The organism is Gimesia benthica, from assembly GCF_009720525.1.
Taxonomy (GTDB): domain Bacteria; phylum Planctomycetota; class Planctomycetia; order Planctomycetales; family Planctomycetaceae; genus Gimesia; species Gimesia benthica.
The window spans coordinates 4,842,014-4,855,736 of record NZ_CP043930.1; the positions used below are offsets into that span (position 1 = coordinate 4,842,014).

Below are 13,723 nucleotides of genomic sequence, written 5' to 3' on the forward strand. Positions count from 1 at the left end.
CCCTGATAATAATCCATGAAGTACACCGTCAATTCACAACCTGGTTTTCGTAGCATTCGACAGACACTTGTCGGCAGGCTGTCGGAACGCGCAGGTAGCACTTTGCTGGTCGTGCTTGTGGTCGTAGTGATGCTCAGTCTGGGAGCGTATACCTTTTCGGAACTGATGATTGTGGAGATCGAAGCCACCAACAGTTACGGTCGGGCGATTCAGTCTCGGGAGCTGGCGCTCTCAGGAATCGAACTGGCAGCCGCCTATGTTGGAGATCGCTCTGATGTTGATGGCTGGAATTCGTATCACAATCCGAGTCAGTTTCAGAATATCAATCTGATTCCCAGCGATGTCCCCGGCGTGAGTGGCTATTTCAGTGTTGTTGCCCCGGTCATCTCAGACGCACAATCAAAAACCATTCGCTTCGGTTTGAGTAATGAGTCGGGCAAGCTGAATCTCAATATTCTCGCGACGGAAGAGGACAATGAACTGGATGTTGAGGCAATCACTGCTGTTGACCGTCTGATGTACATCCCGAATATGACTGAGGAAATTGCTTCCGCAATTCTGGACTGGATTGATGAAGACGATGATCCACGTGCGTATGGTGCTGAGAGCGATTACTATGGCACTCTGGAATCACCTTATTACGCAAAGAATGCCCCGCTGGAATCACTGGATGAACTGTTGCTCGTCCGTGGAGTGACTCCGGAACTGCTCTATGGGGAAGATACAAATCGTAATGGTATTCTCGATCCGAATGAGGACGATGGTGATGCCACATTGCCCCTGGACAATGCAGATGGGGTGCTGGATGCAGGCTGGGCGGCTTATCTTACGGTACACAGTCGAGAGATCAATATTCGTCCGGATGGCTCTGAGAAGATTAATGTCAATCAGACGATGCTGACAGAGCTCTATGATCAACTGGAGACCGAACTGGGACCTGATGAAGCCCGGTTCATCGTCGCTTACCGAGTGAGTGGCCCCGTGCAGACTGTAGAAGATCTGGACTCGGGGCCAACCTTGACAACCGTGGGAGGTAATACCTCGGAACAACAGGCTTTAAATGAACTGGCCACCGGTCTGGCCAAAGCGATGTTTTCAGAAGAGGGAGTGACGGTCACCCGGGGAGGTATGGATCTGTCTGCCGGAGCCGCATTCACAATCAATTCCATTTATGATCTGGTGGGATCTGAAGTTGAAATCGAAATCGATGGGACCAAGACAACACTGACCAGTCCCTGGCCGGCAGACACGGCCAGCATGACGACCAGTCTCCCGATTCTCCATGACATGTTGACGACCACAAAGAATCAGTATATCGAAGGACGAATTCAGATCAGTGAAGCCCGACTGGAAACCCTACTGGGGATTCCCGAAATGGATGAAACGCTGGCTCATGCGATCGTAAATTCCCAAATGACTGCTACAAACGGAGCCCCTGCCACAGAAATCAGCCAGGCCCGTCAGACAACGGGATGGCTTGTGATTGAAGGTCTGACGACAATAGAACAGTTACGAAAACTGGCTCCCTATATCTGTAGTGGCGGTGATGTCTTTCGCGTGCAGACGCTGGGCTATTTCGGTCAGTCCGGACAGATGACCCGCATGGAAGCCATTATTGATGGAACTTTTATTCCGCCACGTATTACCTATGTTCGTGATTTAAGTAATCTCGGTGCAGGCTATGATCTTTCGACAGTACAGGGAATGTCAGCGGATCAGTAATTGCAGAGTACCAGACAAACCGGCAGTCGAATTCAGCCTGTTTGAACTCGTTTATTGAGAATTTTATTATGGCAGATTATCTGGCAATCAACTGGGACAAATCGAAGCTGACTGGAGTCGAAGCGCATGTCGGCGTGGCTTCGGTCTCCATCAAACGCACCTTTGAAATTACCTGGCCGGAGCAACATCGTCCTGCGCAGGATCCGGTCTCTGCCGGCAGCTGGCTTAAGAATGAACTGCATCGCCTGGGAGTCTCCGCGAAGCAGGTCCTGATTTCGTTTCCCCGTCACGATTCCACAGTACGACTGATCGAAATTCCCGATGTTCCTCTGGATGAAATTCCCGAAATTGTACGGTTTCAGACGGCTACGAAATCTTCAGTCCCTCTGGGACAGTTAATGCTCGATTACCTGCTGATGCCGGTTCAGGAAGGTAAGACCACCCGCGAAGTTCTCGTTGTCAGTATCGGGAAAGACTTACACGACAAAGCTCTGAAAACATTTCAGTCGATGGGGCTGGAAGTCGCCTCCACCGGACTCAGCTCCGTCAGTGCTGCGGAATGGGTTGCCCATACGACAACGGGAGATCTGGAATCGCCAACATTGATACTGAATCCGACGGACGGTTATCTGGAAATGTCATTGATCCAGGCGCGTCGGTTACTGTTTACCAATTCCGTACCGGTTTCTGAAGCAGACGGAACTGTTTCGAATCAAACAATCCAGACCGAACTGAAACGTTTTCTCATGGCACGCAGTACTCAGCTGGCGGGCCAGAGTATCAGTGCCATCACTCTGATCGGAGATGAGTCCCAACAGCAGTCACTCATTCAAGATCTGCAGGAACAGTATCAGTGTCCAGTCGAAGTTTTAAATCCACTGTCATCTGTTACGACTGCAGAAAGTTGTCTTTTACCAGGCGCTGTGGCAGGACCACTGGGACTCGTCTCTGCTCGGCAGCACAAACGTCTGGAAACAGTTGATTTTCTGCATCCCCATAAAGCCGAAGAAAAGCCGGATCGCAGAAAACTGCAGATTGCTCTGGGAGTCGGAGGCCTGGCGCTGATCGTATTGACGGCGTTTTTCCTCACACATCAGCGGGTCTCAGAACTGGATGAAGAAATTGCAGAGCGACAAAAGGTTCAGCGCGATCTCGATGAACTGCTCAAGCGGGGCCTACCCACCCTGGAGTCGGTGGCTGTGATCGAGGAATGGGAGAAATCAAATTCGCCGACATTAAAGGTCTTTCAGGAACTGGAACGCGTATTACCGGGAACAGACCGGATCTATTTGAATGAACTCTCTGTGAGTCGTTCCAGCGGCCAGTCATTGAGCCGTCTGCGTACGACAGGCAATGCCAAAGACGATCTGGACGTGAGAGATCTGAATCAGCAGCTCTCATACAACAATTACCGGGTGCATCCCAAACGAAGTAATAATCTGACAAGCGATACCGATTACCCGGTTCCCTTTGAAATTGATGCAGAGCGCCTGCCGCCTCAAGAAGCCCCCACAACAAAGTCGGCAACGGAAACAAAAAAATAATGTCAGCAGTTTTTAACTGTCTGAGCTGTCACGATCTTGATTAGTGTTGAATGTAAAAGTTATGCAGAAACGAGAAAAAATACTGGCTGCGATTTTTGGGACCATCATTCTGGTCTGGCTCGGGATGCCTGTGATTAACAGCTCCTTCATCGAACCGGTTCAGACACGGCAGAATCAGCTGAAGGCATTGAATCAACAGATCGATCAGAAGGAAAACAAGGAACTGGAACTGCTCCGCTCTGCCCGACAACTCGGTGACTGGGTGGCGCATAGTCTTCCGCCTGACGAGCATGACGCGCAGCGTCTTTACCTTGAATGGTTGAGCGATTTAGCGGAGCTCTCAGGCATTACCAATCTCAAGCTCTCACCCGGGCGGCGGATTCGGGAAGGAAAGACCTATATTGCGATTCAGGTGTCGCTGGAAGGGACAGCAACCTACGCTCAGCTCACTCAGTTTCTGCTGCACTTCTACCAGACCGATTTACGTCAGAACATCATCAATCTGGAACTGGACAGCACCGGGACTGCAAAAGCGGATCAGCTCGAAGTGAAATTAACCGCGGAAGGACTGGCACTGAGTAAAGCCAAGCCGCGCGAACAGCTGTTTCCACGTACCAGGTTGTCTGAGAGTCTGAAATTTGATGCAACCAGTCTGAAACTGAATGGGGCTGGGGAATTCCCAAACGAAACTCCATTCCGTGTACGGATTAATCAGGAATTCCTGACAGTGAATGCAATCAAGGGAGATACGTGGACTGTCACCCGTGGTGCCAGCCAAACGGTGCCGGCACGCTATGATGCGGGGACCCCGGTCGAGCTGGCTCCCTTGAATCAGACAGCGGAAGGAAATACGAAGCTGCAACAGTCGCTGACCGAGGATGCACAATTACTCAAGGTTCTATCGGATCGTTATTTCCCCTCTGGCGAAAGCTTCCTGATTAAAATTGGTAACGAAATCCTGAATGTGAGCAACCGGAATACAACAGAGTGGACTGTCCAGCGTGGTCTGCTTGATACCAGACCAGCCTCGCATAGCAAAGGAGCGGCTGTGACCCAGGTGCCTGAATACCTGCAGGCATTGTATGACTATCAGCAGATCACTGAAAACAGTCCCTTCGCCAAGCCTGTCCCTGATAAGGTCTATCAACTGGAACTTCGCGATATTGGGAAACAGACCCTGATCAGAGGTAACAGCCTGGATTTGTCCCTGCCTCTCACAGGGATCAATCCTTCACAGTCAGCACCGAAGATTTCTGTCAAATCAGATTTACCCGGGATTGTGGCTCAGGCTGGAAAACTGCAATGGGCACCGGCAACAGAACAGAAGACCGGAACGTTTCCCGTAACAATCACTGCCACCCAAGGCGATCAGAAAGTTGAGAGAATGTTCGAGGTCGAGTTTCTCGAAAAAAATACCGCCCCAAAACTGGAAACGGTATCTACTGTGACGGCATACCAGACGCGCCCCTTAACCCTCCAGGTAAAAGCAACCGACTCGGATCAGCCTGCTCAGAAACTGATGTTCGAATTAGAGTCAGGTGCTCCCGAAGGCATGCGGATCAACTCTCAGACAGGTGAGTTGACCTGGACGCCGTCCGTAGCGACAGAAATGAAAGAATACCCCGTGACAGTCAAAGTCACCGATTCCGGGATACCGTCTGCGTCCAGCACACAAAAGCTGACAGTCAATGTCACGTTGGATGATGCATTTTTTACATTTTTAACCGGCAGTATCGAACTGGACGGCCGTCGAATTGCCTGGATCCGCAATCGCGCTACCAATGAAAAACGGGAAGTCAAAGAGGGGGATTCAATCGATGTCGCAGATTTACATGCGGTTGTGAAAACGATCACCGATCAACACATCATTCTGGAAATAGACGGAAAGCCCTGGATGCTCTCTTTGGGAGAAAATTTCAGATCTCTGCGAAACCTGGCCTCAGTCCCCGTGTTAAATTAGCGCCGCATCCCCTCTCTCTCATGTGGCATTTGTAAAAACAAAACCATCCTATCTACGTAGACTTACCTCTCCTTTTATCAATCCAAGATATCCTATTTTGCCTGTCGGTATTCGCCAGCAATGTATTTCTTCCTGCGCCAGTATTCCGGTTGGCGTTGTAAGTTGTAGATATATATGCGCTTAAGGTTGCCTGTCTCCGGTTGAAAAACACCGACTTTCTTGGCAAAAAACAAAACCTTTGTTCAATGTGAATGTTAAGCTTTACCGATAATAACGATTGTAGGGATTCTGTCGGAGATGATCTCGCTCGAGATGCGTCCACTTTCCCGACCTTTAATTCCTCTCGTTCAGTTCTGATTCTAATGGGGTGCCCCCTTGTTTTCTTACAATAGAATAGTCAGAAAATTTTCCAGACATCTGCGTTGTCTGTTAGCGATTCTTATACTGTGCGGTCCAACTCTGTCAGCATACGCGGACAGCAATCCGGGATTTTGGAACCGCCTGCGTAAACATTCTAATACAACGTCTGATCAGTCAGCAAAAGCAGCAGTGGTGACCTCAAAGAGTGTTCCCGTATCCGAGCTGCCTGCAGAGGAACAGAATGAAACACAAAACAGCGAAGATGTTGCCAATATCACCCTGAACCATTTGCAGTCCACCTGGGATCAGGTTCTTCGTAAAGTCGCAGAACAAAGCGGACTGACACTCGTGATGGATGTTGTTCCCAAAGGATTCTTCTCCCGCAGAGACAAACGGCCTCATACCCTCGAAGAAACGTTTCAGATTTTGAACCGGGATCTGGAACCCAAAGGTTTCCGTCTGTTACAGAAAGATAAATTTATTGTCGTCCTGGATCTCCGATCGACAAAGGCTCGATATATCCGTCCGACAATTCAGTCAGCAGAAAATGAATCAGAGCAGCCTCAGCAGAAGCCGTCAGATGTCGAGCGTGTATCACATCAGGAAACTGCACCACCCTCGGTTCCAGCAACCAGAAACGCTGATATCGCCGCTAGTGTAGAACCACCGGCATTTGAGAACAGTGCCCGTCAGCTGCAACCGGGCACAGTTGAACCTGCAAAAGTTCTTTTCAGCGTCCATCCCCGTACCGTTCATAGCACCGATATTCTCAGGCTCTTCTATCATGCTTTTGAAACTCAGGCAGAACTGCAGGGGGAAGGCCCCGGGGGCTGCCTGGTATTGTGGTATTTGAATCACGCCAGCAGACATTAAATCGCGATCAGGACAGTAAAGGTCTGGATGTGATCTCAGCTCGGGTCGATTTCCGTATCGGTCTGGACAAACAGAACAACGAACTTGTTTTCGAGGCATCACGGAAGAAAGCTGCTGCCCTCAAATCAACCGTTCTCAAGCTGGACCGATCTGCCAATGGTTATGCGGAATCAATTCAGCTCGTAACGGGTTCGCCACAAATTGGTCGAGTTGCACAGACACTGCATCAGCAGACACAGATTGCCTCCACTGCAGCCGCTACCCGAAACAGGCCTGCAAAAGGCTATGTTGATCAGCTGGGTTCGCCTCGCGAGCAGCGGGTTGACCAGCTGCGGGAACGTATCAATCAAATGTCGTTTGATGAGGCTCAACCACAAAACCCGAACGCTCCACAGGTACCACCTCAACCGGCTGAAAAACCGGAGAACATTGCCCCTAAGCCATCGTTACCTGAACTGTTACAGGACCTGAGTGGTAACGTCAACATTGAGTCGATTCCCGATCTGGGAGTCCTGATTCTGCGCGGGAAAGATGAAGATGTGAACGCGCTGATGAAGATCATCAAGGAACTGGAAAAACTCAGTGAAGGAACACGCCCCGATATTCATCTGTTAAACCTGCGGCACGTGAACTCTGCTGCTCTGGCAGAACTCTTGAATGGTGTTTACGAAGACCTCGTCAAGCTGCGGGCAATCCAGGGGCAGGAACAGAAGATTAAAATCATTCCCCTGGTAAAACCGAATGCCCTGCTGATTCTGGCTCCGGAAACCGACATGCCCTCGATTCTGAAACTGGCTAATGAACTCGATCAGCCGGTGGATCCGATGAATGAGTTTGGTGTATTTCAGCTGAAGAGCGCCAGCGCCAGTCAGGTTGCGACAACCCTGCGGGAGTTTTACAACGAGCGTGGCGGACTGGGGACGCGGGTTGTGGTCTCACCAAATATTCGCACAAACTCCATCATCGTGCAGGCACAGCCTCGCGACATGCAGGAGGTGGCTGCTTTAATCAATAAGATTGACCTGGATCAGTCGCAGGCGGTGAGCCGAGTTAAAATCTTCCCACTTAAGAATGCCATTGCCGCCGACCTGGCGGAAACGTTGAATGCCACTCTGCAGAGCGTATTAAACCCGGCAGCCGCCCGGACCACGACCGGCCTCGGAGCCAACATCGGTGGCGCCGGCGGGGAAGCCGCACAACAGTTGCAGGAAGCCCGCTCTGTGGTACTCGAATATCTCTCAAAAGAAGGACAGCAGAGTCGGGTACTCAGATCCGGTCTTCTGGCTGACATTCGCCTGATTCCTGATCCTCGGGCCAATACACTGGTTGTAACAGCCCCTAAGGATAGCCTGGATCTGATCGGCGCTCTGATTCAACAATTTGACGAACGTGTCACCACGGTTGCGGAGCTCAAAGTCTTTACTCTGAAAAATGCAGATGCAGAATCAATGGTTACATTGTTGCAGTCAACATTCTCAGAGGAAAACCAGCAGACAGACCTGGGGATTCAGATCGCAGGCGTAAATGATGCGAACAGTAACCTGATTCCGCTCAAGTTTTCAGTCGATCGCCGTACGAACTCTGTTGTAGCCCAAGGGGGCGCCGATGCTCTGCAGATTGTCGAAGCGATTCTACTCAAGCTGGATAGTGCCGACAGCAGGAAACGGGAAACGACCGTTATTCAATTGAAGAATACCCCGGTCGCTGATGTATCTCAGGCAATCAATGAATTTCTCGACACGCAGCGGTCACTGGTTGCCCAGGATCCGGACCTGATCAGCAGTTTCGAACTGCTGGAACGCGAAGTGATCGTGGTTCCGGAACCGATTAACAATAATCTGATCATCAGTGCGACACCCCGTTATTTCGAACAGGTTTCCAACCTGGTCAAAGAACTGGATAAAGAAGCACCGCAGGTGATTATTCAGGCTCTGATTGTCGAAGTGGAATTGGATAACGACGATGAATTTGGTGTGGAACTGGGTATCCAGGACTCCCTGCTGTTTAACCGCAGTCTGATTGATAATGTTCTGACGGTACAGCAGACCGTAACCGGTCAGAATAACGTGACTCAGACCAATCAGACGATCGTGTCTCAGGAAGCAACACCAGGTTTCATCTTCAACTCAGTCAATCCACTGGGGACCAATAACACGAATAACACCGGCAACACCGCAGGCCAGGCCCTGAGTAACTTCTCGCTGCAGAGAGGCAATAGTGATCTTGGATTCGGGGGACTGGTACTTTCAGCCAGCTCGGAATCGGTGAGTATCCTGATTCGGGCCCTCGCAGCAAAGCGGAATGTGCACATTCTGAGTCGTCCACAGATTCGTACCGTGGATAATGTGACAGCTCAAATTCAGGTCGGTCAGATCGTGCCCGTGGTCAACGGGGTTTCTGTTACCGCAGTCGGTTCAGCGAATCCTGTTATCGTGCAGTCGGAAGCAGGGATTATCCTGACGGTTACTCCTCGAATCAGTCCGGACGGTAACATCGTCATGGAAACCCTGGCAGAGAAAAGTGACTTTAACGGATCGAGTGTTCCCATCTTTACCGATGCTACGACCGGTAACGTTGTGGAATCTCCCATCAAGAATATTACCTCCGTGCAGACAACAGTCAGTGTGCCTAACGGACAGACCGTTGTTCTGGGGGGCATGATTACGGAATCTGATACCACGATCGAACGTAAGGTTCCCTGGCTGGGTGACATCCCCGTTCTGGGCATCCCGTTCCGTTACGATTATCTCTCCACACGTCGTAAAGAACTGCTTGTGTTCCTCACGCCGAGAATTATCCGCAACGATGCAGATTCTGAATTCATTAAGCAGGTGGAAGCCGAACGAATTCATCTCCAGGTGGAAAAAGCAGAAGATATGCACGGCCCCATCTTCGCAGTGCCTCCGGGAGAACCGGAATTCATGCCTGATGGCCCTGGTATGCTGGAAGAGATTCCCACGACTGTGATGCCACAATCAAATCTGAATCCAATGCCCGAAACTCCGCCAGCACCTGCTCTGGGGGGAGAAATTCAGCAGATGAATTATGAGACGAAATCAAAACCTGCGATCCCCACTAAACCTGCTCCGAAAACACGATTCAAGAAACCGAAATTTCCCTACTGGAAGCGAGACTAAGTAATGCAGCATTCGATCAGATCTATGCGATATTCAGTGATCTGCCTGTTGTGTTTCATTCCTCTGTCTGGTTGCAGCAGCCTGGCACTGTCGACCTGGAACTGGCAGAATTCCAGACAGTATGCCAGTGCAAAGAAACCGGCAGTGGAAGTGATCGCGTTGTGGGAGCCGGCTGAAGGCAAAGGGGTGGATGGTTTACCCACACGTGGATTCGCCGGGCAGTTACTCTTTTTTCAACACAACAATACGACCCCTGTCTACGTGAAGGGGGAAGTCATGATTTACCTCTATGACGATCAGGGAGAGGGGACCGAGCAGTCCAAGCCGATTCACCAGTTTAAATTTGATTCCGGAGCCTGGCAGGTGCATGCTGTGGATTCGACCCTGGGGCCAGCCTATCAACTCTTCATTCCTTACGTACGAAAAGGGAAGGATCAGGCGGAATGTGCTCTGCGGGTCAAGTTGACTCAAACGGAGGCTCCCGAAGTTTATTCCCGGATGGTTTCCGTCAAACTGGAAGGCAAGAAGCCTTCTGCTGATACCGCTCAACCACTGACTCAACTGTCACCTGCTCCACAACAGAAAGAAGATGCTGTCACCTCCGTCGAGACGCTGGCACGACGTGAGCGCGGCAAGCGACTGGAACTGGCTGCCGATCTCAAACGGAAGCCCGTATCAGTACCGGTTCAGGAACCTGTGATTCAACAGGTGAGTGCCGAGTCCCTCGCGCCGCGCGAACAACCTCCATCTGCCGATGATCGGGATCTGCGGATTCGACGACTGGAAGAACAGTTGGGGCAGTTGCTGAACGAGAAGAAACAGACTCGGATTGAACCTGCACCGGTTCAACAGGGAACTTCGCTTGAATCTCAGTCTGATACAGATTATCGGCAATACCGTCTGAGTGGGAATCGCTAAAGAGTCAGCGGGCGACCAACGGATTATTTGCTTCCCCCCGTAAATGACGATGGTATAATTAGAGAAGTGTCTGCAAGCCCCTGTTCTATCTCCCATTTCAAGGGAATATCATGTTGAATAAATTCTTCACAAGTTCAATGATCGCTGCGGGTTTTGCGTGTGCGGTCATGCTCCAGACACAAATCTGCCAGGGGCAGGTGCAGACACTTTCTACCAGTGGTGGCTCACAATCATCACGGGGTGGTAATCAATCTTTTGGAGGATCCACATCCGGGTTCGGGGGAAGTTCAGGGACAGCACAAACTCCTCTGAACAATCTGCAGACACCGCTCTCATCTGGGATGGGAACGCCACAGAATCTGAATTCTCAGAACAGTTTTATTGGCCGCTCTGATGCCGCGCAGAATGCATTTATTGGTCGCGATAATGCCCAGTCAGCAACCGGCGGTGCTCCCGGACAGAATCGAAATTTTAATCGTGCGACGGGAAGAGGCTCGCAAAACAGTCTGAATCAGCGGAATGCAGGGCAGACAGGGCCCAGGGTACCCGAGTTCCGACCCCAGTTACGAGTCGCATTTACGGCGCCGGCGATTCCCATGAGTAACGTCTCCTCTTCAATCGGGAATTCCTTCGATCAACTGCGAACCCGAAATGACAAATTGAGTGGTGTTCAGTTTCAGGTCAACGCCGATCACAGTGTGACACTGCGTGGTGAAGTCGAATCCGCAGGAACTCGGAAACTCGTCGAATTCCTGGCGATGCTCGAGCCGGGGGTGCGCAAGGTCAACAACGAACTGACTGTTAAAGGTCAGAAGTAAACGGCTCTAGGTGAGTGAAGCCGTCGCTGGTGTCCCAACCGATTTCATGAGCAGTGCGAACTGTTGATCATGATCGCTCATCGAGCCGGCACTCTCTTGAAGCTGATTCTCTGTGAAGGGAATCTTCACTACGTGTCCACTCCCAGGCGCTACATCCACAGATTCTGATTTCTGATTCAGCAGCGACTTCAGTGAGAAGACCGTATTCCCTGCAGGAGTCATCAGCTCGAGTTCATCATTGAGCCCGAACTTATTTTTGACATCGACAATCAGACCGTCTCCATCACGGTCGATGATATCGCCGACAAACTGTTGCTTATTGGCGACCGAACGACCGTGTTCGTAATTCTGCATGCTCTCTGATGCATGTCTCTGGAAGAAACCTTCCGTATAGCCGCGATTCGACAGACTGTCGAGCATTTCCATCAGTTCGTAATTGAACTCCACCCCTGCTGCAGCATCGTCGATGGCTTTACGATAGACCTGTGCGGTGCGGGCTGCATAAAAGAAGGACTTGGTGCGTCCCTCAATTTTCAACGAACTGATGCCCATGTCGGTAAAGGTCTTCACATGCTGTACAGCGCGGAGATCTTTGGAGTTCATGATGTAGGTACCATGCTCGTCTTCATAGGCGGGCATATACTCTCCCGGTCGTTGCGGTTCTTCGAGCAGGAATACCTGGTCCACGATTGGCAGCTGTGGTTCACGTGGGGGCGGGGGATTCTTCAATACGATGTCCCCTTCCAGTGTCTGTACGGCTTCGTTGACTTTATAGTCCCAGCGACAGGCGTTGGTGCAGTTCCCCTGGTTGGAATCGCGATGATTCATATACCCCGATAGCAGGCAGCGTCCGGAATAGGCGATACACAGTGCGCCGTGAACGAAGACTTCGAGTTCCATGTCGGGGCATTCTTCCTGGATCTCTGCCACTTCCTTGATGGACAGTTCTCGCGACAGAATGATCCGGGTCAGACCAAACTTCTGCCAGAACTTGACGGTGGCATAGTTGACTGCGTTGGCCTGCACTGAAAGATGGATCGGCACATCGGGCCAGCGTTCGCGGACCATCATGATCAGTCCCGGATCCGACATGATTAACGCATCGGGCTGCATGTCGATGACGGGTTCCATATTCTTGAGGTAACTGCGGACCTTGAGATTGTGAGGGGCGATGTTGCTGGCGATGTAGAATTTTTTTCCCAGCTTGTGTGCTTCGGCGACCGCATCCGCCATGACATCCAGTTTATTGAATTCGTTTTCCCGCACACGCAGGCTGTAACGGGGCTGTCCCGCGTAGACGGCATCGGCCCCGAACGCGTACGCGTACTGCATGGCTTTACGGGTTCCGGCTGGGGAAAGCAGTTCAGGTTTGGTTACAGACATCGAAAATCACACTCTCAAATGGAATATAAAAAGAAAAAAGTCTTCACGCAGGATAGTACTAATCCTGGGGGCTTTCCATAGGGCCTGGGCAAATTTACTGCCTAAATCCAGATAACCTGCTGAATTATAGTGCCAACGATCCGAATAACCATATCCGTCTGTACTGGTTACCAGGGCCGCGTGTCCGTCTTTTTTGACGAACGACGCCTGGGCATCACGCACGATTTCACCATACTTCCAGACCTTTCCCTCCGGATTATCTCCGGAATCGGAAATACGTCCAATCACGACGGGCAGGTCATCTGTCAGCAGAGTTGCGCGTATTAAGTCCATCAGTCGCTTGAGGTTGGCTTCATACTGCTGGGCAATCTCTTCCGTGTAGGCAGCATCACTTTCTCCCTGCATCCAGACGATTCTAGCCGGCACTAGCGTATCTGGCTCTCCGTCCTGATCGATATCACGTGTCTGTAAGGCCCGTTTCATGCCTGCCAGAAAGTGGTCATATTGGTTGATTCCCTGCCCTGCACCGGTTCCACTGTTGAAATCTGGATCCCAACAACCGAATTTGCCGGCAGCATCGATGGCGATTGAGGTGCCACCACGCGAGATCTTGATCAGTGCCACCGGTTCATCGGGAGCCAGTTCCTTAATCTTGCGGGCGAACGTCAGCTCCACTCCGAATCGATTAGAATATGTATTCGAATTTCCATCCGACTTGAAACCGGCTCCATGACCGGGTTTCAGCGGAGCCCAGATACCGCGGCCATCGACGGGGACGGCATCTGGTGCCGGGTTCGCGTGAAAGATCATCACACCGGAGACTTGGTCACTCAAGTCTTTCGGCAGATCTTTGACATAGCCATAGCCATCCATGTTCGACTGGCCTCCCAGGAAATACACCCGGTAGGTTTTTGCAGTTACCCGATCGATATTCAGCAACAGCAGGGATGAAAACAGTGTCAGCGCGAGACAGACAGAACGCAGCATGGGGAACCCTTTCGCAGCAAC

Annotated in this window: 9 protein-coding genes; 7 read left to right on the forward strand and 2 right to left on the reverse strand. The window is 51.1% G+C overall.

Annotated features, from left to right (window positions below; all coding sequences use genetic code 11):
* Window positions 1–15 precede the first annotated feature (15 nt).
* From F1728_RS18785 to F1728_RS18815, 7 genes are all read left to right on the forward strand, one after another.
* Window positions 16–1,722, forward strand: coding sequence for a type II secretion system minor pseudopilin (locus tag F1728_RS18785; protein WP_155365377.1), 1,707 nt, complete (start codon window positions 16–18; stop codon window positions 1,720–1,722).
* Between the two features lie 68 nt (window positions 1,723–1,790).
* The gene (locus F1728_RS18790) at window positions 1,791–3,266 is read left to right on the forward strand and encodes a type IV pilus biogenesis protein PilM (RefSeq protein WP_155365378.1); all 1,476 of its coding nucleotides are present in this window, start codon (window positions 1,791–1,793) and stop codon (window positions 3,264–3,266) included.
* Between the two features lie 61 nt (window positions 3,267–3,327).
* Window positions 3,328–5,226 (forward strand): cadherin repeat domain-containing protein, encoded by a 1,899-nt coding sequence (locus F1728_RS18795; RefSeq protein WP_155365379.1) that lies wholly within the window; start codon window positions 3,328–3,330, stop codon window positions 5,224–5,226.
* Window positions 5,227–5,778: 552 nt separating this feature from the next.
* On the forward strand, window positions 5,779–6,459 hold the full coding sequence (locus F1728_RS18800) for a hypothetical protein (protein WP_155365380.1): 681 nt from the start codon (window positions 5,779–5,781) through the stop codon (window positions 6,457–6,459).
* Window positions 6,429–9,596, forward strand: a complete 3,168-nt coding sequence (locus F1728_RS18805; protein ID WP_155365381.1) for a secretin N-terminal domain-containing protein — start codon at window positions 6,429–6,431, stop codon at window positions 9,594–9,596. The genes F1728_RS18800 and F1728_RS18805 overlap by 31 nt, the downstream gene beginning before the upstream one ends.
* 24 nt (window positions 9,597–9,620) lie before the next feature.
* Window positions 9,621–10,514 (forward strand): hypothetical protein, encoded by an 894-nt coding sequence (locus F1728_RS18810; protein WP_155365382.1) that lies wholly within the window; start codon window positions 9,621–9,623, stop codon window positions 10,512–10,514.
* A 110-nt stretch (window positions 10,515–10,624) separates the two neighbouring features.
* On the forward strand, window positions 10,625–11,332 hold the full coding sequence (locus F1728_RS18815) for a BON domain-containing protein (RefSeq protein ID WP_155365383.1): 708 nt from the start codon (window positions 10,625–10,627) through the stop codon (window positions 11,330–11,332).
* Window positions 11,333–11,338: 6 nt separating this feature from the next.
* On the opposite strand, the gene trhP is transcribed toward F1728_RS18815, so the two are convergent.
* Window positions 11,339–12,715, reverse strand: a complete 1,377-nt coding sequence (trhP, locus tag F1728_RS18820) for a prephenate-dependent tRNA uridine(34) hydroxylase TrhP (RefSeq protein ID WP_155365384.1) — start codon at window positions 12,713–12,715, stop codon at window positions 11,339–11,341.
* A 6-nt stretch (window positions 12,716–12,721) separates the two neighbouring features.
* Window positions 12,722–13,702 (reverse strand): sialate O-acetylesterase, encoded by a 981-nt coding sequence (locus F1728_RS18825; RefSeq protein WP_155365385.1) that lies wholly within the window; start codon window positions 13,700–13,702, stop codon window positions 12,722–12,724.
* Between the last annotated feature and the right edge of the window lie 21 nt (window positions 13,703–13,723).